This window comes from Angustibacter speluncae (assembly GCF_054777815.1).
Genome location: NZ_BAAHAF010000012.1, coordinates 13,927 through 34,583 on the forward strand (window position 1 = coordinate 13,927; position 20,657 = coordinate 34,583).

The window sequence follows — 20,657 nt, forward strand, 5'->3', positions numbered from 1 at the left end:
GTGCACAAATGTCCGGGAGTGATGATGGACGGCCTCTTGGGGTGAGTCCTAGGTTGCGGTGGTGGTGACGGTGTCGGAGTGGGGCGGCGAGCCACGTCAACCGACGGTCGAGGAGCGCGCCTGCCGTGACGCGCTAGATGTGCGACTTCCAGGTCTGGACTACTGGCTCCACGCCGACCCTGACGGCCGACCGTGGATGCTTGTCTCGATGGACATCGTTCGTCGGAAAGCCGTTGTGGCGACGCCACGTATGGACGTCGATCGTCGCGGCGCCCGTGGTGGCTACAGCCCCGGCTACTTGAACTGGGACGATGGCGTGCGCGCGGAGCATGCCGGCATCGATACCTCCGAGGCTCCCGGGGCGCACTTCGATGCTGGGGCTGGGCTGGTCGAACAGGTCGCCTCCTGGTTCGAGGCCCGTCGCGCCGAGTCGAGTCGGAAGCCCTGGTTCCGGCAGACCAGGTGAGGCTTGCGTCGTCGTATTCGCGCGCCGTTGCGAGCTGGATTGGCAGCACTGACTTGGCCGACAGCCGACACAACGGCACGTTCTCCTGGCGCGCCTGTCGCGTACGCGGCGGTTTGACGCACTCCTCAGGGTCGGCCTACGAGGCGCGAGCGGAGGGTTCTCAGCCAGGACTGCGCCAACGCTGGTTCGTTCGCCATAGCGTCCGCGATCAGCTGTCGCGCCGCACCAGTGCGTCCGTAGGCGACCAGTGCCACTGCTTCGGCGAGTGCGGCCCGGGTCCGCTCATCTCTGCCCGGTCCCTGCGCCTCGGCGAGCCAGGTCCGTGGCGCATAGGACCTGGTCAGCTTGGGCTGCTCGTTGCCCAAGTAGCTCCACACCCAAGCGTCCAGGCTCACGCTGGTCACCGACTTGCCGGGCAGGTCCTTCGTCCACGGCTGGTGCTGGGCCCAACGGAACGTGTTCGGGCTGGTCTTGGCCCTCGACGTCACGCCCAGGAAGCGGATCTTCTTCCTGACGACGTCCCACTGCGCGCGTTCGTCCTCCACCCACTCCCGGATGAGCAAGTACACGTCCCGGAACGTGCCGCCACTGGAGGCCACGTCGACGAACGTGATCGGTGTCGATCTGCGAGCCGCCGTGTGGGGCGTCAGGCCCGACGCCTTCAGAACCGATCGGGCGACGTCGCGTTCGGCTACGGAGAGCCGACGACGCTCGACCCCATCCCACTCCCGAGCGAACGACAGCGGCATCCGCGTCAGCGTGGGCGCTTCATCAACGCCGCTGAGCGCGCCGGACAACAGGTCGAACATCGAGTCGAGACTGCGTCCGACGAACGTCAGATCCCCTGACGCGCTCCTGGCCAGGACCTTGCCGGCGCAGCTACTCAACTCCGGGGCGAACCACAGCGAGGGCGTCGTTACGCCGACGAGGAGACCGCCCAGCGCGGCAGGCTCCACCAGGTCCCACCGAAAGGGGGCCGTGTTGGCATCACTATCGCGGTCGGACACGTCCGGCACGCTAACCGAGGTGATGGCGCCAACGGCCTGACATACTCGGTCCCGCACCATTGGGTCACGTCGACAAGCGGCGGAGTGACTCACATGGGGCGTAGTCGTCTAACGACGCTACTGCCTGTTGATCGCAGTAGAGTCGGAACGTGTGGTTTCGCCGGATGCCTGACGACGAGTTCTGGGGTCTGATCGAACTTCTCGGCGGGCAGGCCGTGGATATCGAGCCACTCGTTTCCGCGCTGGCGAAGGGGCCACGCCGTCGCATTCAGCGGTTCGACGACGCTTTGGCGCGAGCTCTGCACGCCCTCGATCTGTACGCGTTGGCCGTGCAACCTGTTCAAGAGCCGGATGACGCCACGGAAGCAGTCACACCGCTCTCCGATGACGGCTTCCTCTACGCGAGGTGCGCGGTCGTCGCGTCGGGGCGGCGCCGATACGAGCAAGTGCTCGATGATCCCAACACGTTCGCTGGGATATGGAGCACCGACGGTGAGGCCCTTCTCGACGCCGCCGGGGAGGCTTGGGAACGCCTCACCGGTCGTGAGTGGGAACACGACCCGCCCGTCAGCGTCGAGACGGGGTCCAATCCCGCCGGTGGATGGCCGGCACCTCCCCCGGCCGTGCTCGAGCCGTCATTCGGTATCGACTGGTCCGAGCACGGAATCATCGAGCCGCGCGACTCGTGGTTCAAGATGCAGCCGCACGACTGGATCCACGTGTCCGGACCAGTCGTCGAACGCGACATCTCCGACCTCATGGCAGAGAACGGCTGGTGGCCAGGCCGATTGACAGTGATAGCGGTCGGCCTCCAGCCAGCCGACTACTGGGACCTGCTGGTCCGGTCGAGAAACTGGGTCCAGAACGGCCCAGGCTTCTTGAAGACGTCGGACGCGGATGCTGCCGTGTATCGGCAGCTCGTGGTGATCACCAATAAGCCTGTGCAGCGGCAGTGGGACCCCGCCACGCGCCAACGAGTGCTTCGAGGCGTCGTCTCACACGTCGTCCTCACTGACCTCACTCTCAAGGAACCCGGACACGGAGCCCTCCCGCAGCTGCATGCATGGCGGGAAGCCGCCCGGGACCTCGTCCCGTTCCCGCCCGCTTGAATGACTGATTCCTGCCCGCCCCCGCGTCGCGAGCGAGGTTCGACTACCTGCATCTGTCACGCGGCGGAGTGCTGCATGCCGGCTGGGCGACGGAGTAGGGCACCGAGGCGTCGGGCCGGAGGCATCGCTTCGCGCGCTTGCCCTGGCATGCTGAGAGCGCGCGGCGCGGGTAAAGGCGGATGTGAAACCGCTTCACAGTCCCCAGCGGACGGTGTGGCCCTAGTTGGCTTGAGCCGGTTCGAGTCCGGCAGCCCGCGCTGCGCCCGATCGCGGCGGATAGACACAGCTCAGCATCGGACATGCCTGATCAGTCGGTCCCTGCCCGGGCAGGTCTCTCCGACGAGCATGGGGCCCCGACGAGCAGGGGCCTTACGACGCCTGTGTGAACCCGACGACGATGTAGACCGCGCAAGCGGCGAACCAGAGCGCGGCAATGGCCGATACCGCGTGGCGTGGTCGCTGGCCCAGGCCCCAGGACACTTCACCAAGAGTCAGCGCACCCACCGCGGCCACTAGGAGGCCGGAGACGATCGGAAACGCTCGATCGTAGGCATCGAGGTGCACCAGGGTCGCCTGCTGTAGGCGCAGAACGCCGAAGAGCGCGATCAGCAGCCCCATCGACAGTTGCGCGATCCCAGCGCCACGCTTCGACGGGCGCCCGACAAGCCACCGACCCGGCGACGTCCGCGCTGAGGCTGGGGTAGACACGGCATCACAGTAGGTCGCACCTGGCAGCCGTATGCCCGCTTTGAAGATGCTTCCCGCGTCCGCCGATGCGCTACTCGGCGGTATACACAGGCGCGACTCTGCGCGGCCGCGGCGTCGACGTCAGTAGGTGACGGACGCTAGCCAGGTTGGATGACGAGGCCGGAGTCGGCCAGATGAGCACCGCAACCCGACCCGGCGGTCAAGTGCAGCCGTCAGCGAAGTCAACGCACCGACGGATCTGCGGCGGCTAGGCCCTGCGGTGGATGCCGGTAGTCACGCGGTAGTCGCTCCCATGGAGTCCATCCGGAATCGTCAAAGCGGGTCCGATACCAGTGGTCGTTGCCGGGTGCCAGGTCCGCAGGCAGCCCATCCGGTGGAGCGTGGCCCGGGCGCCATTCTCGCTGGATGCGCCGCTTGTGGAATCCAGCGTCTCGGATGCGGGCCCGTGCCTCATCGCGTGACCGAGCGAAGAAGACATAGCGGCCGATCCACGTGTCCGCGCCTGCGTCGTCCGCGTCGACGCCATACACGCCGGTCGCATCCACCTCGCCCTGGTGGTCGCGCAGCTGAGCTCGCGTCAGCTTGGGCCTTTTCGTCACGACGCCATCTTGCCGTCCGTCGTGAGAACTGCTCGGACCGCACAGCGGCCTAGCTCTCGCCCAAGTCCAGACGCGGCGGAGTGGGCTACGCCGTCAAGGCGGCGGCGTTACGGGAGGCCGATTCCCGTCCGTTGCCACCCTCCGCCCCAGCGGTGACGATTCCGCGCGTGCAGGTTCTCAGATGAGTCGCACTTGAGTGTCTAGTTCACGATAACGAGCAAGCAGTCCGGCGAAGAAGTCGAAGCCCATGTCAAAGTGATCGACATCCTCTTCGTCACACTCATCCCAGAGCACGCCGATCAACACGCGCACGGCGACGTCAGTCGCGTCGTTGATTGTCGTGCTATTGCCGTTCTTCGCATCAAGGTAGTGCCAGCACAGGACGCGATCCGATTCAAGGCTGTCGGCGTCCTCAACATCTGCGTACCAACGAGCGCACCCGCGTAGGAGCGCAGGACGCAATGGCGGCGGGATGTGCCGAGCCATGGTCATTACGGCGATGCACATGACGAACCTCAGGGCGTGGGCCCGGCCTGTCCCGCGCGCGTGCACCGTATGAGCCACGGCATCCTGCAGCCGCTGCTGCTCCTCGGCGATCGCCTCATGGTGCGCTCGGTCCATCCCCACAGAACGCATCATGCCTGCATGGTCCTAGGCAGGGCGCTCAGCCGGCTCAGATCGGAGGCTGCGCGTTCTCGGCGGAGTGGGGCGCGCCGGCTGGCGGCTGCTAGACGATTCCCGTAGGACCGGTGTCCGGCCAGACTCGGTCCAGGTGATCGGCGGGCGGCTCTGCTTGCGGCTGCCCACCGGCTGTTCTGGTGTGGCTCGCTTCCGGTCTGCGGCCCGCCGGTCACCGTGACGAGGCGTGGCTCAAGAAGGGACTGCCCTGCTCGTAGTAGCACTGCCCACCTCGCCGTCCGCACCGGATCGAGCACAGGCGGGAGCAGCTCATGCAGCAGAAGGCGAAGCACGTCGAGCACGCGGTGATCGGGGTCGACCCTCACAAGCTGTCCGCGACGATCGAAGTCGTCGACGACCACGAGCGCAAGCTCGGCCAAGGACGGTTCACCACCGACCGGGCCGGGTACGCCGCGATGGTGAAGTACGCCAAGGCGTGGCCGGAGCGGGTCTGGGCAGTCGAAGGTGCCAACGGCGCCGGCCGGCCGTTGGCGCAGCGGCTGTTGGCCGACGGTGAGCACGTGGTCGACGTGCCGGCAAAGCTCGCGGCGCGGGTGCGGTTGTTCGACACCGGCCACAACCGCAAGACCGACGCCCACGACGCGCACTCGATCGCGATGGTCGCGGTCCGCACCGCCGGGCTGCGGGTGCTCGCACTGGACGGCGAGCTGGAGGCGATGCGGATGCTGGCCGACCGGCGTGAGGCGCTGACCCGCCGCCGGATCCAGACCGTCGGCCGGCTCCAGTCGCTGCTGGCCGAACTCATTCCAGGACAGGCGAAGAAGGACATCACCACCGGCCAGGCCAAGGCCATGATCGCCTCGGTCCGGCCACGCGGCATCGCCGGGAAGACCAGGCGGCGGATCGCCGCCGAGGAGCTGGCCGAGCTGGTCGCGGTCGAGGCGAAGATGAAGAAGGTCACCGCCGAGCTCAAGGCCATGGTGCTAGCCCGCGGATCGCACCTGATGGACCTGCCCGGCGTCGGGCCTGTGGTCGCGGCCCGGATCCTGGCCGATGTCGGCGACATCGCTCGGTTCGCCGACCGGAACCGGTTCGCGTCCTGGACCGGCACCGCCCCGCTGGATGCTTCGTCGGGCGAGCAGTCCAGGCACCGGCTCTCGCGGGCGGGAAACCGGCGGGTCAACCACATGATCCACATCGCCGCGATCAGCCAGCTCCGCGTCGACAGCGACGGGCGGGGGCCTACTACCTGCGCAAGCGCGCCGCGGGGAAGCGACCGCTCGAGGCGATCCGCTGCCTCAAGCGCAGGATCTCCGACGCCATCTACCGACAGCTCGTCGCCGACGCTGCGGCCGGCGTGGTGAGCGCGGGCCCGGGAGGGCACTGCGGGGCGTCTCAAGAATCCAGCGCGGCCGGCTCTCACCCGCGTACCGGCACTTCGGATCAGCCACTCCCGGGACCCGCACCCACGACGCTACGCCCGACGGCACGAGCCGCGAAGGGGCCGCTCGGGAGAGCCGGTTGACAACAGAAGGGAGCCGGATAGACGCACCCTCCCAGCGACCGATGCGGCTGGCGACTAGGGGTCGCCAGTCAGCAGCTCTCCGTAACCATCAGCAGCGAGTTGCCTTCAGAATCCTTGAACTCAGCAACGTAGAAGGCATCCATTCCCTCGGGGTTCTGACCGTCCGGATAGTCGAGGTACGGACGGACCCTGTCCCAAAACTGATTGCGTTCGGACGCGGGGATGTCGCGAGGGCTGTCTGGGCCATAGACGTGGACGATGCGCACTTGCGGCGACCGGGCTAGACGCTCGAACCGCTTGGCTGCCTTCCGACCAGAACCCCGGTGACGCCAGTAGCGCCCATCCCCGTCGGTCCAGCCACCATCACGATCGGGAACGGACGGGGTGCCCTCCTCGTCGTTGACTTCCCAGCGCGGTTCTTCAGTCGCCACGACGCCAGCATGCAGGACCGTCAGCGAGAGGTGGCGGGTTTGGCTGCCGCAGGGCCCGCTGGATCGGCTTCCGCCGGCGCCACGAGCGTCAACCCACCGGCCCGGTGAGCAGCCAGGGGCGGACCGGCTCGCGGCGGAGAGGGTAGCTCCGGCGGTCGTCTACAGTCTCGGTTCCAGCTGCGACTCTAAAGAGCCCTGTGTCTCACTTGATCGTGGAGAGGTGTTCTATCGATGCGATCTCACATCGTGTTCACCTTCTTCGGTACCAGCGACCTGGACCGAGAGCCGGAAGCTTCGGCCTTCTATGCGTGGGAGGACACCTTGCGACTGTTGTCGAGGCACATCTCTTGGGAAGGGAAGCGGCGTACCTACAAGGTTGCGGTCGAAGTGAGGAGCGGCGTGGGGCTAAGACTCGGTGAGGGCTTCACCGGGAGATCGATTCTCGTCGGTATCGGGTCCATTCCTCACCTGATGGCGCACGTCGACGCCATCACCCTGTGGAAGCACAACGTCTCGCTGATGGCGGCGATTGGAGAACTGTTGTCGCTAACGCACCCAGTGTGGATGCCGGACGAGTGAGGTGTGGGTCGCAATCGTCGGCCCGCCGGTCCCATACGACGACTTCGGGTTAGATCCGGGAAGCTCCGGCCGCGGATCTGACTTGCTGCTGGTCAGTCGGCTACGCCGCACGGCGGGACCCAGTGGGACGCGTCGGCAAGCGGCGCAGTGACGCACGTTGAGTCGCTCCGAGCGGGGATGCTGCAACGGTCGTCCGCTCCTGGCTCTGCGAGTCTCCGGCGCCAGCGGCATACTGCACACTGCCCTGAACGGCCGGATGCCCCTTACGGACGGAGAGAGCGATGACGCAGCCAACGTCGGTGCACCTGACTGGGCGTCCGACGCGAGCGCTGCGAACGCTGATCCCGGGCGCGCTAGCCGCAGGCATCCTGCTGCCTCTTGCTGCGGGGTTCGCGATGTCCCCAGCAGAACGCTGGGGTGCGGTGCTCTCCATCGTGGTGATGTTGCTGATTTGGTTCGGTCTGCGGGCCTGGCATTGGCGACGTGGACCGGGCCGCACAGAGCTACACGTTGAAGTCGGCGGGCTGCGGGTACTGGTGGGAGGCCGCGAACTGCTGGTGCCCTGGGCGGACGTCCGTCAGATGACCTTTCGCGCCGGCGATCGCTACCCCGAGTGGTCTCGCGTCGCGAGCTTCCCGACCTTCGACATTCTCACCAAAGGCCCGGTGTCGATAGCCGCGCCTCTGCTCATCTCGCCGCTTGAAGGTGCGGTTGCCGCCGAGCGGGTGAGAGCTATGGCGCACGCCCAGGGTGTGACGCTCGGGTAGCGCCAGGCTGCTTGGCTTCGCATAAGGTTGGTTGCCATCTCGAGCCGCCGTCGAGGACATCTGAGCTCGCGCGCGGCTAGCGGCGGATAGACGCACAGAGTCATCGGTCACAAGGTGCCGCGGCGATGGCGCCGATGTTGGGCCGAGTTGGCTACATCTCGAAGTGCGCGTCGTCGCCCTACGGCGCCGTTCGTCGCGCCGAGCGCAGGGACTAGCCGTAGATCGCCGCAGCAAGAGCCTCAACGTGGCAGACCCGAGCGGTCCTGTGAACCTAGGGCGGTACTGAGCGCCAGCGCGTGTTGCTCGACCAGGACCGCCGCTAGAACTGATTGCCAATTACCGCTTACGCAGCGCGGACCAAAGTTCAACCCAATCTTGGCGCAGAGTGGTCCCAGGGCGCCGCGGCTTCGTTGGCCGGCGCAGATGGACGACGATCAGCACAGCGAGTACCAGGCCAGCGGTCAAGGCGACCACGCCGCCGAGTCGACTCGACTCGTTGAGCCCGACCACGCCACCGAGTCCGCCCACGATCAGTCCGACTTCCAAGCAGCCCACAATCAAGTACCACCGAAAGTGCTCGTTCCAATCCAGCGGGTAGCGAGGCGTCGTTCGCCACTCTGCAAGCCGCGCCAGCAGCGACGCGCGACCGTCGGGCCCCACGAAGCGACGAGCGTGGTTAGACATGGCGCTCACTTCTGCAGCAGGTCGCTGCGGCGTCGGTCATCCTGATGCGTCCCCACAGCGGTTGGTCGCGCATGGTGGTCAGGCTAACCCGTCCGCCAGTCTGCGGTACTCGCGGCGGAAGGGGGCACCGGGACTTGGCCGGTCGGACGACCGGCTCGCGCAACTTCGTTGACTAGGTTGTGGATATGGCTCGCGACCACGTTCAGCCCGAGGTCGCGTTCGCTGGCATGACCTTCGCCCCGATGCCAGAAGGCACGAAGGCGGAGGCGGTGTTCGCGCTCGTGAAGTTGGACCGGGAAGCGGGCGGGGGCCAGGACGAGTGGTGCGTTCGCACGACGGGCGAGTACAACCGACTCGAGTTCCTGGGTGCGCTCTCGGCTTACGTCCAGGCCCAGTTGCAGGACGAAGCTCAGGGGTGGCTCGAGGACGACGAAGACGAGTAGGCCTGCTCGCGGCGGAATGGGCTACCCGAATGTGATCGGTCAAGACGACCGCGTGTGGCGTACAGGTCCGACAGCATGACCGGTATGGGCGAAGATCAGCATCGAGATGCGCATCGGCGGAAGCTTGCATCGGAGTGGGCGATCTGGACGACGCCGATGACCGCCCAGCAGGCGCGAGAGGCGAGCCAGCTCATCACCGATCGCTTCGACGACGTCATGGCCGGTCCGGTTGATCCACGTTCATTTCTCACGCTCGGGTTGGATCGTTGGAGCGCGGAGGCACTTCGCGCGGGCCTTGCGATGGTCGCGGATGCTGGTGGCGACGTGGGAGTCCTGATGGAGGACGTGGAGGACTTCCTGGTCTACGGCTATCCGTACGAAGAGGGGAGGAACCCTGGCCTGGGCTCCGGTGATCCGCTTCAGGCAGCCGCTCAAGGCGCTGGGCGACTGCCGGCGGGTTGACACACCTTCGCCGAATGAGCGGACGGTGGCATCGACGCAGGGCGCGTCACATGCAGTTGCTCTCGACACAAGACTGCATTGACGGGTGCCAGCCTGGTAGACCGATGCTGTGACCGACCTCTCCGCGCTCCTCGACGTGTCCGCGCTACGGACTGCGGTCGACGCTGACCTCGACTTGCCGCCTCGCCAGCTTCCTCCGAGCAGTGTCAGCCCGGCGCTTCAATCACGACGGGACGAGGTCGCAGTGTGGGCGCTGGGCCGCCTCGGTGGGGCGTTTGTACCGACGCCGGAGGAGGTCGTCCCAGTGAGCAAAGCCGGCCACGGCGTGCGACCGGTCGCGGTTTGGGACCTACCCAGCCGACTTGCCTACCGGGCCCTTGCCGACAGGCTTCGGCCGGAACTGCCGCTCTCGGACCGGAGCACGGCCGCCTACCGGGCGTTTCTCCGCGCGCCGCTCGCACACGGCCCGAAGTACGTCGTTGCGTCAGACATCGCCGCGTGTTACGAGCAGATCGACCATGCGCTGTTGTCCGCCGAGTTGGTTGCACAGACGGGCGACCACGCCGCGGTGGACGCAATTGCGTGGCTGCTCCGGTCGGCGGGCTCAAGAATGTACGGGTTACCACAACAGTCTGCCGCAAGTGACCTGCTTGGGGACGCTCTCTTGCGGCGCCTGGAACGCGCCCTCGTCCGCCGCGGCCTGAACGTGAGCCGGTACAGCGACGACTTTCGTTTCGCCTGTCATACCTGGTCTGAGGTTGCTCGGTCTGTGGAGGTACTTGCGTCGGAAGCCCGGACGCTCGGCCTCACCGTCAACGAACTCAAGACCGTGACGTGGGGAGCGGCGAAGTACAAGGACCATCTCGACGAGGCGGACCGGCTGCGGCACGAGATCGCTGACGAGGCCGAGATCGACCTGACTCAGTACAACCTGGAGTACGACGGGACCGTCGTTGCCGAGCCGCCGACGCAACATCAGATCGACGCGCATGCCTCGGTCCTGGTGTTGGAGCGGTGGGCACGGGTCGCTGGCCGAGGGCGTGTCGCGATTGCACGCAAGGCGGAGCATCGTGCGGTCCTAGATCTTCTACCGGCCGCGCTCGCGCAACTCAGCGCAGACCGAGAGACCGACCCGCGTGTTCTCGACCTATGCAACCGGCTGCTCCGGTTCGAGAGGACGACCACGCCAGCGGTCGCCTCTTACCTCACGACCCGCGACGACGCCGAAGTGCTCGGCTCGTTCGACCGGCTCCTCAAGTCAAGGCCGTACCTGAACGGATGGCAGACGTGGTGGCTTCAGCAGCCGATGACACGCCACGCCGGGTTTGCCACTGGCCCCGGCGCGAAGGGGCGGGTCGAGTGGGCGCGGACCGCGCTTGTCGCCGCCGACCACACCCCCGTTCTACGTGCGCATGCCGCCCTCGTGCTCGCGCGACACCGGAAGGTCGACGAGGCGGAACTCCTTGCAATCTACGACCGGAGCAGCGTCACGGTTCGGCCAGTAGTCGCCGCGGCGGTCGCGCTTCTCAAGCCGTCCGCGGCCGTCCGTTACGCCGTAACGGGCGACTCCGCGCTAAACCGTTGGACTTACGAATGGTCTGAACTCCATGCCTAGCGACAACGACCTCTCCCGTTCGGCTGAGGCTGCACTGGACCGGCTCGCCGCCCGCTATGCCGAGCACCTACATCTCGCCGGATCTTCCCTAACCGACCGCGGTAGGCACGCCTCGCGGCCGGAGCAGACGCGGGAGGCCAACGCGGTCGTTGACATGGTCGCTGTTGCGGAAGCCTTCTCAATCGACCGGCTCCTTGACAGCTGGCCGAGCACCCCGCCGGCCAACGTCGGTACGTGGAAGAAGCGGCAGAAGGCCTGGCTGGACGTCGGGGCGGATCTCACGGGCGCGACGTCCTGGGCCGCGCTCATGGGATACGTGGAGGTCCGGAACGCTTTGCAACACGGCCTCGGCCGGCTCACTGACCAGCAGATGGGTAGGCGCGACCAGACGCTGACCCGCGTCGCTGCGTCCGGCGTCGACCTCAATGGCGACAGGGTGACAGTCCGCGACAACGACGTCGACCGGTGTTACTGCACCTGCCGCAATTTCGTGCACCAGGCGGACAAGATCGCGCTTGGCGCGACCTAGCGGAGCGGCCGAACGCAGGCGTCAGAGAGTGTAGCGGCGTGCTAACGACACACTCATTCCCCTGCGGCACCCATGCCTCGTGGGCGGCGGTATGACTCAGCCCGTCTCAGCTGGAGCGACCGCGCTGGCTCCGCGGGCGGCACGATGCTGCGGGGCCTCGTCCGCTTCGATCCGGCGGCGGTCGGGGGCCAAGGTGGGACCCCGGCGTTCACGACGAGCAGGGGCCGGTGGAGTCGATCCTCCTCGAATCGGACCCAGTTCAGCGAATCCGGGCGTACTGAAGCGAGCAACCTGTACACGCGAGCTGAAGCCAGGCCTGATCAGCATGATGGTTCAGGTCACAGCCCTGAGCGCGTAGCGGACCGAGGACAGGTTGAGCAGAGACAGACAGGAAGATGAGAGCGGCGCGTATCCAACCAACTTTTCGGTCGATGAACTGGCTAGGGCATGGCAACGCCGTGAACTAGAGCATGCGGACGCGTTGGACGACTGCCTGCTGATCGTCGCCATCGGGGAGCCAGACCTCGCTTGGGATCTTCTGACCACGATCGTGTCCGGCGCTGACGCTGAGGACGATCTCGCGGATGTCGGCTCGCACCTGATCGAGGACTACCTCAGACGACCTGACGCGCGTGTTGAGGCGATCGCCGAGCGAGCACGAGTCGACGGGGCGTGGGCCTTCGCGTTGTCGATGACCTGGGTCCGACAGCCAAGTCGCCGACACCCCGACCGGTACGCCGTGCTGCGCAGGTGGGTTCGCACCATCAACTAGCTTTCGGCGGTCGGAACCGAGGTCGTGGTCTATAACCCGCGATGGGGTCTGACCTGCTCGCGGCGAGGTGGGGCAGCCGAAGCGCTTGCGCCGAGCAATCCTGACACCTCGATCGGCGCTCGCCTCGCGTTAGTTGCCCTGACGTGACCCGAACGCGCTCAGTGGCGCTCTGTCGCGGTCCGGTGCGGGTCGGGCGCACGGAGATCTGACTGACCCGGCGCGTTGTCGGAGCACCCTGCAAGGATCAATGACATGTCCACTTACAGCGCCGATTACCTGAACCGGCTCCTAGCCGCAGTCGAGGAGTTCGAGCGCGCGTTCGAAGCCTGGCTGGAGACGCAGGTCGAGGGCGATCACATGTCCTCTCGCGGGAGGCTCCCCACGGTGTGGCCGCGTGAGGGTGTCACGGCGGGGCAGGTGCGCCCCCTCGAGTTGGCGGTTGCTGAGGCCGCCGGCTTGGCTGCCCGCGCGGTAGCAGTCACCGGCGCGTACATCGGCGTACAGGGAGTTGGGGAGCTCGACCCCATCGCGAACTGGGGCCTAATGTCGGCACCGATGGCACTGTTTGCTCCGTCGGACATCCGCTCGACTGCAGCCACCATGCGGGGCCGGCTGCGATCGATGATCGCGGACGCCGAGGCCGACGCCTCGGACCTGCCAGCCTTCGCCCCCGCACAGCTTCACCCCACGATTTGGGCGGCAGCGGCCAATCATTGGACCACCCATCAGTACCGGGTTGCCGTCCGTGAGGCGGCCGAGGCACTGACAGTTCACTGGAAGACCAAAGTCGGTCGGAACGATGTCGACGACACAGTGTTCTGGCAGCAGACCCTCTCGGCCGGTGAACCCACACCAGCAGCACCAAAGCTGGTGTGGCCAGGCGACGCCACGGACAAGACCGTCAAGAGCATGCGAGGTGGCCTCAACCAGCTCGCAACTGGTCTCAACCTGACAGTCCGGAACGTGACCACGCACACCCGGACTGACCTCAGCGAGCAGGAGGGCATGGAGCGCCTTGCCGCCTACAGCTACTTTGCTCGCCTACTAGACAAGTGCGAGTTGCGGCGTGCAGATGGAGATGACGACATCTAAAGCCGCACGATGGGCCAGTTTGATGCACCGTCAGGCTCAAAGGGCATGGCGTGGCAATCGAGTCGCGACAATGTTGCGCATGCACGCTCCGTTGTGCAGCGCGGAGGAAAGGCAAATGTCGAGGGAGCTCGGACCCAAGCACCACGCGATTCTGAGTCAGGTGATCGACTTCTATCTAAACCGGTCGCGCGATTTCAACGGGCTGCCTTTTGATGGCGCACCCACCGATCCCAAGGCCGAGTTGCTCGCCGACCTGGTGCGCGCCGGACTCCTGCAGGTCGTTTCGGACACCGACTGGATGAACCCTCACATCAGGCCTTGGCAGTCGCGGCGCGACGCTGAGAGCCAGGTGCAATCACTGACCGCTGGAACACGCGTCTGCCTTTACCCGACACCCGAGGCGTTGACTGACACGGAGCCCAACCGGCCGCCATCAGACGAGCCCTACACCACCCGTATGGCGAAGGGCGGTGGGACTCTGGAACTAGCATATTTTCAGGTCGACGTGCTGGAGAACTACCGCAACGACCCGAGGTACGACTTCGTCTTCCACGACTTCGGCGCTAGGTGCGGCGTTAGCAACGAAACCTACGAGGACGAGAACGAGCCCCGCCACGATAAGACGTCCATCTCGCACATCGGCTTCGCATACGACGTTTCCACTACCGACCCTGATTCGTCGCAGCCCATCACCCGCACCGTGTGCGCGTTTCTCTGCGATCTTCGTGGCCTGAGTGCTCGTCACCAGCAGCGTTGGCGGACCTACGAAATCACAACCAGCGACAGTTTGCGGCCTCACCCCGTTTGGTGGGGTCAACAGATGGGTCGCTGGCCCGATGGGCTAGGCCCATTCGCTCGATTCTTCTATGAATTAAGGACCTGGAACGAGCTGCATAGTCGCATCGGCCGCGAGCCACTCCTCAACACTATTGACCGGCCCAGAGAGTTTGGCTGGGTGCTTCGCCCGTCACGTGCCGAGTACGACCATTTTGTGCACCTGCTCGACAAGCTTCTTTCAGAAAACATTAGGCATAAGGCCCTCAACGAACTTGGCGTTGATGAGTTTGACACCAATGGGCACAAGATCGGCACGTTGAAGCGGTTGGAGCTCTTGCTCGTAAGTCAGGGCGTGGACGCCGATCAGGCCAGCAGAGCCTTGCAGCCCTTTAGGACCGTTCGTCGAGATCGGCAAGGGCCAGCGCATAGGTTAACTGAGAACGTAACCGACAAGGATTTCGTCAGGCGTCAGGCGCTACTCTTGCTCGATGTCAATCGCAGTCTGGCGACATTGCGCGACTATTGGGCTTCGCATCCCGCGAATCGCGAATGGTCGGCACCCGACTATGCCGAGCGTGCTGGTTATTGGCTCTGAGGCGGGAGGAGCGTCTTGGCGACTCCCAGCTGACACAGCCGTAAAAACGGGCAACGTCACAGGCGTTGGTCCGGGACCACCAGCTCGTGCCCTTCGGCGCCGCCGATGAGCCTTACGTCGGCGACTGCCGGGATGCCGGTGTTCAACTTCGTCGGAAGGCACCTAGGCGCGCGACCCGTCTAGCCACGGCGGTTCGACGCGCTCCTCTTGGGCGCCCGGCAGCATCAACCCGCGCCCCATGTGGACGGTGCGACCGTAGCCCTTTGTGGGCGGTTCGACGCGGCATCAATCTGGGCGGTAGGGGGCAGGTAGCAAGGGGGGCTTCGCGAACGCAGTGCGCTATGTGCCGGAGCTCCAAAAGCAGCCGGGAATCAGACCGACCTTCTGGGCTTGGCTGCGACGTGGGGTGCCCCCGAGAGGAGCCGTCGCGTTCGGCCGCTCGTGCCTCGCGGCCGGGCCGCTCCTCCCCAGGATCCTCTCGGGGTCCCCGACGAGTTCCTTCGTCACTCGTTCGGTGCCCCCGAGAGGATTCGAACCTCCGACACACGGTTTAGGAAACCGTTGCTCTATCCCCTGAGCTACGGGGGCGTGGCGCGGCCTGCGGCGGCGCCTCGGGAAGGCTAGCCGACCCGGGCGGCGGAGCGTGCGCGCGTCCGCACGTCCGGCGCAGCGGGCGGCGCTCGACGCGCGGTCCCGGCGCCGAACCGGTATCCCTTGTGGTGGCGGGCGAGCCCACCCCCGCCTCGTACTCATCCGCGTCGGGGGACGTAGCGCAGGGGCAGGCGATGAAGGTCACCACGGCGGGACTGGTCAGGACGTCAGCAGGGCTCTTCGTGCTCGCCGGCGGGCTGTTCGGCGCCGGCTTCCTGTTCTCCGGGGAGGCCGCCGCAGGAACCGACGACGTACCCGTCGTGGCCGAGACCAGCGCTCCTGCAGTCGTTCCCACGTCCCAGGCCCCTGTGGTCGACGTCGACGCGACGGCGGGTGACGCCCCGGCAGCGCCCGCCCCCACGGTGGTCCAGACCCAGGTCGTCACGGTCACCGTCCCGGCCGCCGTCCCGACGTCGCAGGCGCCCGCGGCCCCCGAGCCGGCGGCACCGGGCAAGGACAAGGGCGGGGACAAGGGCGGGGACAAGGGCGGGGACAAGGGCGGGGACGAGGGCGCGGTGGAACCGGCTCCCGAGCCGACCGCCGCCCCGGGACCCACCCCGGTCCACCCGTCCGAGACGACCGGCAAGCCGCCCAAGCCGCCGGGCAAGGACAAGGGCGCCTCGCCGACGACCGATTCGCAGGAGGCGGTCGCCGGTCCGTGACCGGCCGTAGCGTGGACGGGTGACCGAGCTCGTCCTGGTGCCCAGCCCGCTGGTCGGGCCGCGCACCTGGACCGACGTGGCGCGCGTCCTCCGCGGGGACGGTCGCACCGTGCACGTCGCCGACCTGCGCGACGTCCCCACGGCCCCGGACCCGGCCGACGAGGCGCGCCGGACCCTCCGCTGCCTCCTCCACCACGGCGCCGGACCGGTGGCCCTCGTCCTGCACAGCAACGCCGGCCTGTACGCCCCGCTCCTGGTCGAGGCCGCCTCACGTGACGTCGAGGCGGTCGTGCTCGTCGACGCCGGCGTCGTGGGCGACGGTCCGACCGTCCCGCTCGCGCCCGCTCGCCTGCTCGACCACCTCGCGGGGCTCGCTGACGAGGACGGGCTGCTGCCGCCCTGGTCGCGCTGGTGGCCGGCGGACGCGCTGGAGCAGGTGCTGCCGGATCCGCGCGTCCGGGCCGAGGTCGAGGCCGAGCTCCGACCGGTGCCGCTCGGCTACCTACGTGGCCGCGTGCCGGTGCCGGACGTGCGCGTGCCCACCGCCTACCTGCGGCTGTCGGCTGCTTACGACGACGAGCTGCGCACCGCCTCGGCCCGCGGCTGGCCGACCGCCTCGCTCGACGGGGGTCACCTGCACCAGGTGGTCGAGCCGCTCGCGGTGGCCCGTGCGATCCAGGCGCTGCTGGTGACCCTCGGTGCAGGAGGAGACGGGCGCTAGGAGCGGTCCGAGGCCTCGCGGTCGGCCTCGCGCACGTCCGCGCTGCGCTCCTCGGGCCCCGGGCGCCCGTCGGTGCCCGAGTCGTCGAGGTCGGCGCCGAGCACGTCGTGGTCGCCGTCGCCCTCGTCCGCGTTCAGCATCGGGGTGTCGGCCTTGCTGGGGCGTGCGTCCATGCGTCCACCCTGCGCCCACGCGGTCGGTCGCGCACGGTGACGCCGGAGGGCGAACAGGCGATACCGGTCACCGCGGCTCAGGTGCGCGGCGACGGGCGCCGAACGGGAGGACGTGCAGCCCGTCCTGACCCGTGCCGCGTCCGCGGCGGCCGACCCGTCCCAGCCGATGGGGACGGCCGCGGCCGAGCTGCTGCTGCGCCGCGCCACCTGGGGTCCCACCCCGGCCGCCGTCGCCGCGGCCGCCCGCCTGCCCGTCGCGACCTGGGTGTCGCGCCAGCTCGCCGCAGCCACCGCCCCCGACCCGGTGGTCGACGCCCTGCTGCCCGCGTGGCCGCACCTGGGCCGCAGCATCGCCGACGCCACGGCCGCGGCCGGCGGCGTCTGGACGGGGGAGTACCTGTCCCAGCTGACCGAGTCGACCATCGCCCGCACCATCTGGTCCGAGCGCCAGCTGCTCGAGCAGATGGTCTACCTGTGGTCGAACCACCTGAACGTCTCGCTCTGGGGCGACGGCGTGCACCTCAGCCGCCACCAGTACGACCGGGTGATCCGCACCCACGCCCTGGGCCGCTTCGCCGACCTGCTCGTCGCCGCCATCACCCACCCGGCGATGCTGAAGTACCTCAACGCCGACAGCTCCCGCACCGGACGGATCAACGAGAACCTCGGCCGCGAGCTGCTCGAGCTGCACACCCTCGGTGTCGGCAACCACACCGAGACCGACGTCAAGCAGAGCGCGCTCGCCCTCACCGGCCTGTCGGTCGACCGCACCACCGGCGAGTTCCTCTACCGCTCGAGCTACCGGTACGTCGGCGCCCTGCAGGTCGCCGGCTGGAGCCACCCGAACACCAGCGCGGCCGACGGCATGACGGCGGTCCGCTCCTACCTCGTGCACCTGGCGCGGCACCCGCACACCGCCCGCCGGGTCGCCACCAAGCTGGCCGTCCGCTTCGTCTCCGACACCCCGCCCGCTGCGCTGATCGACCGGCTCGCCGCGGTGTACCTGTCGAACGACACCGCGATCGCGCCCGTGCTGGCCGCGCTGTTCAGGTCGGCCGAGTTCCTCGCCAGCGCGGGCGCCAAGGTGCGCACCCCGCACGAGGACCTCGCGGCGATGCTGCGCCTGCTCGCCGTGCCGGCGCCCCCGGTCGACAAGGTCCGCAGCTCCATGCAGGCCTGCCGCTGGACCCTGGACGGCATCGGGCACGCCCCGCTGGCCTGGCGCCCGCCGAACGGCTACCCCGACGTGGCCGGACCCTGGACCAGCCCGAGCGCGATGCTCGCCCGCTTTAACATGCACCTGTCCGTCGCGTCCGGGTGGTGGCCGAAGTTCGACGGCTACGGCGGTCCCTCGACCGTGCTCGGCACCACGCTGCCGACCACCCACGGTGCGCTCGTCGACGCCATGGCCGCTCGGCTGATGGTTCCCCGGCCGAGCGACGCCCTGCGCACCGCGATCTGCACGTTCTTCGAGACCACGCCCTCCACGCCGCTGAACAGGTGGAGCCCGATGTCGACCTGGCGCATCGGCCACCTCGTCGCCCTCCTGCTCGACCACCCCCACCACACCCTCAGGTGACCGCCGCCATGACCGTCGCTGACGCCGTCCCCGCCGCCGCCTGCGGCTGCTCGCCCGAGGCGGGCTTGTCCCGCCGCGCCGTCCTGCGCGCGATGGCCGCCGGCGGTGCGCTCGGCGCCGCCTACGCCGTCGCCGGCGACGGCATCCACAGCCGGTACGCCTTCGCGTCCGAGAACGTGGGCGACACCGTCGTGATCCTCTCCCTGCGAGGCGGTTTCGACGGCATCTCCGCGATCGCGCCGATCGGCGACCCGCACTACCTCACCGCCCGTCCCGGCATGGCGGTCGCCGCGAGCACCGCCATCCAGCTCGACCAGACCTTCGCGCTGCACCCCGCCATGGCGCCGCTGAAGCGGTGGTGGGACTCCGGGCACCTCGCCGTCGTCACCGACGTCGGCCAGGCCGACCCGACCCGCTCGCACTTCGACGCGATGGCCGAGATGGAGCGCGCCGCACCGGGTTCCGGTCTGCGCACCGGGTGGATCGACCGGCTCGCCAGCGCCCGCGGCACCACCGACGCCCTCGACGTCGCCCAGGTCGGCTCGAGCAGCGCGCCGTCGTCGTTCATCGGCCCGGTCGCCGAGAGCGTCGTCCGCTCAATCGACTCGTTCACGATGACGGGGACGAGCACGCCCGCCGAGGTCGCGGCCTGGTCGACGGCGCTCGGCGCCCTGCACGCGGGCGCGCCCACCAACCTGCGGCAGTCGGTGCAGACCATGCTCGGTGCCGTCGGCACCGTGACGGGCATCAAGGCGCAGCCCTGGACGCCGCACGCCGACTACCCGCGCGACGGCAACGGCAACCTGACCCCGCTCGCCGGCGCCCTCGCCGACACCGCCCGCCTGATCAAGGCGCGCGTGGGGCTGTCGGTGGCGACGATCGACTCCGGCGACTGGGACATCCACGAGGGGGCGGGCGTCAACACCACCTGGGGCCGCACCCCCCGCAAGCTGGACGAGCTCGCACGCGCGATCTCGGCGTTCGCGGCCGACCTCGGCACGCACCTCGCCGACGTGTCGATGGTGACGCTGTCGGAGTTCGGCCGGCGGGTCGCGCAGAACGGCACCGACGGCACCGACCACGGGCACGGCAACATGGTGCTGGCGCTCGGCGGCGGCATCAACGGGCGGCGCGTGCACGGCAGCTGGACCGGCCTCGCACCCGCCCAGCTCGTCGACGGCGACCTGCCCGGTCGCACCGACTACCGCGACGTGCTCGCGAACGTGCTGACCCGACGCACCTCGACGACGGCGGCGCACGTGAGCGCCACCTTCCCGGGCCTGGTCACCACCTCGCTCGACCTCGCCCGGCCGCGCTGACCGCAGCGCCGCGCGGCCTGCGCCGTCGTGCCGACGGCGGTGGGTAGCGTGGCTCCGTGCCCGACCAGCCCGAGACGCCGACCCCGCCCGGGGACGCCGTCGTCGCGCCGGACACCGTGCTCGACGGCTGGGAGCGCGACCTGCGCGCCTTGGCCGACGCCGACGACCTGCTCGACCTCGACGACGCCTCGCCGCTCGTGCTCGACCTCGGTGCCGCGCACCCGTCCGGCATCGCGTCGTTCCTCGCGGGTCGCGAGACCCTGCTGTCGACGCTGTTCCGCGAGCCCGCGCAGCTGAGCGAGGCGCTGCGCCGGGCCCGGGCGATCCGGGTCGCCAGCGCCCGCCTCGTCGACGACCTCGGGCTGGCCGGCAGCCAGCTCGCCACCGGTCTGCTCGTGCGTCCCGCCGACGGCGGTCGCCCCGCGCTGCGCGCGCCCGTGCTGCTGCGCCCGCTGGTGCTCGTGCCGCGCGGCGCGTCCGACTTCGAGCTGGTGGCGCGGGGCGAGCCCCGTCTCAACCCCGCGCTGGAGCGGCTGCTCGCGGCCTCGGGCCGCGCCGACGAGGCCACCGCCGACATCGCGCGGCTCACGCCGGTGCTCGAGCGGCTGGGCGGACGCGTGCACGACCGCACCGTCGTCGTCGCCCTCGGCGACGTCGAGCCGGGCCTGGTCGCCGACCTGGCCCACCGGCGCCGGTCGATGGCCACCCACCCGGTGGTCGGCAAGGTGCTCGGCACGGTGCCCGCCGAGCGCA

Annotated in this window: 20 protein-coding genes, 1 tRNA gene and 2 pseudogenes; 17 read left to right on the forward strand and 6 right to left on the reverse strand. The window is 68.4% G+C overall.

Going from position 1 to position 20,657, the window contains the following annotated elements; genetic code table 11:
* Positions 1-61 precede the first annotated feature (61 nt).
* A complete protein-coding gene (locus ACYVKY_RS01170) occupies positions 62-466 on the forward strand; it encodes a hypothetical protein (RefSeq protein ID WP_460433156.1) in 405 nt (134 codons plus the stop codon).
* Between the two features lie 125 nt (positions 467-591).
* Here the strand turns inward: ACYVKY_RS01170 and ACYVKY_RS01175 are convergent, their stop codons facing one another.
* On the reverse strand, positions 592-1,473 hold the full coding sequence (locus tag ACYVKY_RS01175) for a hypothetical protein (protein ID WP_460433157.1): 882 nt from the start codon (positions 1,471-1,473) through the stop codon (positions 592-594).
* A gap of 164 nt (positions 1,474-1,637) precedes the next feature.
* Here ACYVKY_RS01175 and ACYVKY_RS01180 point away from each other — a divergent pair, with 164 nt between their 5' ends.
* A complete protein-coding gene (locus ACYVKY_RS01180; RefSeq protein ID WP_460433158.1) occupies positions 1,638-2,582 on the forward strand; it encodes a DUF4240 domain-containing protein in 945 nt (314 codons plus the stop codon).
* Between the two features lie 369 nt (positions 2,583-2,951).
* Here ACYVKY_RS01180 and ACYVKY_RS01185 read toward each other — a convergent pair whose 3' ends face one another.
* Together ACYVKY_RS01185 and ACYVKY_RS01190 are read right to left on the reverse strand one after the other, a co-directional pair.
* On the reverse strand, positions 2,952-3,200 hold the full coding sequence (locus tag ACYVKY_RS01185) for a hypothetical protein (protein WP_460433159.1): 249 nt from the start codon (positions 3,198-3,200) through the stop codon (positions 2,952-2,954).
* Between the two features lie 866 nt (positions 3,201-4,066).
* On the reverse strand, positions 4,067-4,528 hold the full coding sequence (locus ACYVKY_RS01190; protein WP_460433160.1) for a hypothetical protein: 462 nt from the start codon (positions 4,526-4,528) through the stop codon (positions 4,067-4,069).
* 311 nt (positions 4,529-4,839) lie between these two features.
* On the opposite strand from ACYVKY_RS01190, the pseudogene ACYVKY_RS01195 reads away from it, so the two are divergent.
* Positions 4,840-6,053 (forward strand): annotated as a pseudogene (locus ACYVKY_RS01195) (IS110 family RNA-guided transposase).
* A 68-nt stretch (positions 6,054-6,121) separates the two neighbouring features.
* On the opposite strand, the gene ACYVKY_RS01200 reads toward ACYVKY_RS01195, so the two are convergent.
* The gene (locus ACYVKY_RS01200; protein ID WP_460433161.1) at positions 6,122-6,484 is read right to left on the reverse strand and encodes a hypothetical protein; all 363 of its coding nucleotides are present in this window, start codon (positions 6,482-6,484) and stop codon (positions 6,122-6,124) included.
* A 246-nt stretch (positions 6,485-6,730) separates the two neighbouring features.
* Between ACYVKY_RS01200 and ACYVKY_RS01205 the strand changes: the two genes are divergently transcribed.
* The 9 genes from ACYVKY_RS01205 (at position 6,731) to ACYVKY_RS01245 (ending at position 14,799) form a co-directional block, all read left to right on the forward strand.
* Positions 6,731-7,063, forward strand: a complete 333-nt coding sequence (locus tag ACYVKY_RS01205; RefSeq protein WP_460433162.1) for a hypothetical protein — start codon at positions 6,731-6,733, stop codon at positions 7,061-7,063.
* A 422-nt stretch (positions 7,064-7,485) separates the two neighbouring features.
* Positions 7,486-7,830 carry a hypothetical protein gene (locus ACYVKY_RS01210; protein ID WP_460433163.1) on the forward strand — a complete coding sequence of 115 codons (345 nt, stop codon included), beginning with the start codon at positions 7,486-7,488 and terminating at the stop codon, positions 7,828-7,830.
* 869 nt (positions 7,831-8,699) lie between these two features.
* Positions 8,700-8,957, forward strand: coding sequence for a hypothetical protein (locus ACYVKY_RS01215; RefSeq protein ID WP_460433164.1), 258 nt, complete (start codon positions 8,700-8,702; stop codon positions 8,955-8,957).
* Between the two features lie 75 nt (positions 8,958-9,032).
* Positions 9,033-9,419 (forward strand): hypothetical protein, encoded by a 387-nt coding sequence (locus tag ACYVKY_RS01220; protein WP_460433165.1) that lies wholly within the window; start codon positions 9,033-9,035, stop codon positions 9,417-9,419.
* A gap of 109 nt (positions 9,420-9,528) precedes the next feature.
* Positions 9,529-11,034, forward strand: coding sequence for an RNA-directed DNA polymerase (locus tag ACYVKY_RS01225; RefSeq protein ID WP_460433166.1), 1,506 nt, complete (start codon positions 9,529-9,531; stop codon positions 11,032-11,034).
* Positions 11,027-11,563, forward strand: a complete 537-nt coding sequence (locus ACYVKY_RS01230) for a hypothetical protein (protein WP_460433167.1) — start codon at positions 11,027-11,029, stop codon at positions 11,561-11,563. The genes ACYVKY_RS01225 and ACYVKY_RS01230 overlap by 8 nt, the downstream gene beginning before the upstream one ends.
* 481 nt (positions 11,564-12,044) lie before the next feature.
* Positions 12,045-12,335, forward strand: a complete 291-nt coding sequence (locus tag ACYVKY_RS01235) for a hypothetical protein (RefSeq protein ID WP_460433168.1) — start codon at positions 12,045-12,047, stop codon at positions 12,333-12,335.
* A gap of 252 nt (positions 12,336-12,587) precedes the next feature.
* On the forward strand, positions 12,588-13,427 hold the full coding sequence (locus tag ACYVKY_RS01240) for a TIGR02391 family protein (protein WP_460433169.1): 840 nt from the start codon (positions 12,588-12,590) through the stop codon (positions 13,425-13,427).
* Positions 13,428-13,587: 160 nt separating this feature from the next.
* A complete protein-coding gene (locus ACYVKY_RS01245; protein ID WP_460433170.1) occupies positions 13,588-14,799 on the forward strand; it encodes a hypothetical protein in 1,212 nt (403 codons plus the stop codon).
* Between the two features lie 515 nt (positions 14,800-15,314).
* On the opposite strand, the gene ACYVKY_RS01250 is transcribed toward ACYVKY_RS01245, so the two are convergent.
* Positions 15,315-15,387 (reverse strand) — tRNA-Arg (locus ACYVKY_RS01250).
* A gap of 197 nt (positions 15,388-15,584) precedes the next feature.
* Here ACYVKY_RS01250 and ACYVKY_RS01255 point away from each other — a divergent pair.
* Together ACYVKY_RS01255 and ACYVKY_RS01260 are read left to right on the forward strand one after the other, a co-directional pair.
* Complete coding sequence (locus tag ACYVKY_RS01255; protein ID WP_460433171.1) at positions 15,585-16,112, forward strand: hypothetical protein; 528 nt, start codon at positions 15,585-15,587, stop codon at positions 16,110-16,112.
* Positions 16,113-16,131: 19 nt separating this feature from the next.
* Entirely contained in the window at positions 16,132-16,833 is a 702-nt protein-coding gene (locus ACYVKY_RS01260; RefSeq protein ID WP_460433172.1) for an alpha/beta fold hydrolase, read from the forward strand.
* Here the strand turns inward: ACYVKY_RS01260 and ACYVKY_RS01265 are convergent.
* On the reverse strand, positions 16,830-17,006 hold the full coding sequence (locus ACYVKY_RS01265; RefSeq protein ID WP_460433173.1) for a hypothetical protein: 177 nt from the start codon (positions 17,004-17,006) through the stop codon (positions 16,830-16,832). The two genes, ACYVKY_RS01260 and ACYVKY_RS01265, sit on opposite strands and share 4 nt — an antisense overlap.
* A 112-nt stretch (positions 17,007-17,118) precedes the next feature.
* Between ACYVKY_RS01265 and ACYVKY_RS01270 the strand changes: the two genes are divergently transcribed.
* The 3 genes and pseudogenes from ACYVKY_RS01270 to ACYVKY_RS01280 form a co-directional block, all read left to right on the forward strand.
* Positions 17,119-18,585: a DUF1800 domain-containing protein gene (locus tag ACYVKY_RS01270; protein WP_460433174.1), complete on the forward strand. Its 1,467-nt coding sequence runs from the start codon at positions 17,119-17,121 to the stop codon at positions 18,583-18,585.
* Positions 18,586-18,593: 8 nt separating this feature from the next.
* The gene (locus tag ACYVKY_RS01275; protein WP_460433175.1) at positions 18,594-19,904 is read left to right on the forward strand and encodes a DUF1501 domain-containing protein; all 1,311 of its coding nucleotides are present in this window, start codon (positions 18,594-18,596) and stop codon (positions 19,902-19,904) included.
* A gap of 56 nt (positions 19,905-19,960) precedes the next feature.
* A pseudogene (locus ACYVKY_RS01280) lies at positions 19,961-20,657 on the forward strand (hypothetical protein); the annotation flags it as partial.

Bases quoted from the DNA above. Each gene is read 5' to 3' on its own strand.
- ACYVKY_RS01180 (WP_460433158.1), top strand. From the start codon at position 1,638: ATGCCTGACGACGAGTTCTGGGGTCTGATCGAACTTCTCGGCGGGCAG.
- ACYVKY_RS01185 (WP_460433159.1), bottom strand. From the start codon at position 3,200: ATGGGGCTGCTGATCGCGCTCTTCGGCGTTCTGCGCCTACAGCAGGCG.
- ACYVKY_RS01190 (WP_460433160.1), bottom strand. From the start codon at position 4,528: ATGATGCGTTCTGTGGGGATGGACCGAGCGCACCATGAGGCGATCGCC.
- ACYVKY_RS01215 (WP_460433164.1), top strand. From the start codon at position 8,700: ATGGCTCGCGACCACGTTCAGCCCGAGGTCGCGTTCGCTGGCATGACC.
- ACYVKY_RS01220 (WP_460433165.1), top strand. From the start codon at position 9,033: ATGACCGGTATGGGCGAAGATCAGCATCGAGATGCGCATCGGCGGAAG.
- ACYVKY_RS01230 (WP_460433167.1), top strand. From the start codon at position 11,027: ATGCCTAGCGACAACGACCTCTCCCGTTCGGCTGAGGCTGCACTGGAC.
- ACYVKY_RS01240 (WP_460433169.1), top strand. From the start codon at position 12,588: ATGTCCACTTACAGCGCCGATTACCTGAACCGGCTCCTAGCCGCAGTC.
- ACYVKY_RS01255 (WP_460433171.1), top strand. From the start codon at position 15,585: ATGAAGGTCACCACGGCGGGACTGGTCAGGACGTCAGCAGGGCTCTTC.
- ACYVKY_RS01265 (WP_460433173.1), bottom strand. From the start codon at position 17,006: ATGGACGCACGCCCCAGCAAGGCCGACACCCCGATGCTGAACGCGGAC.
- ACYVKY_RS01275 (WP_460433175.1), top strand. From the start codon at position 18,594: ATGACCGTCGCTGACGCCGTCCCCGCCGCCGCCTGCGGCTGCTCGCCC.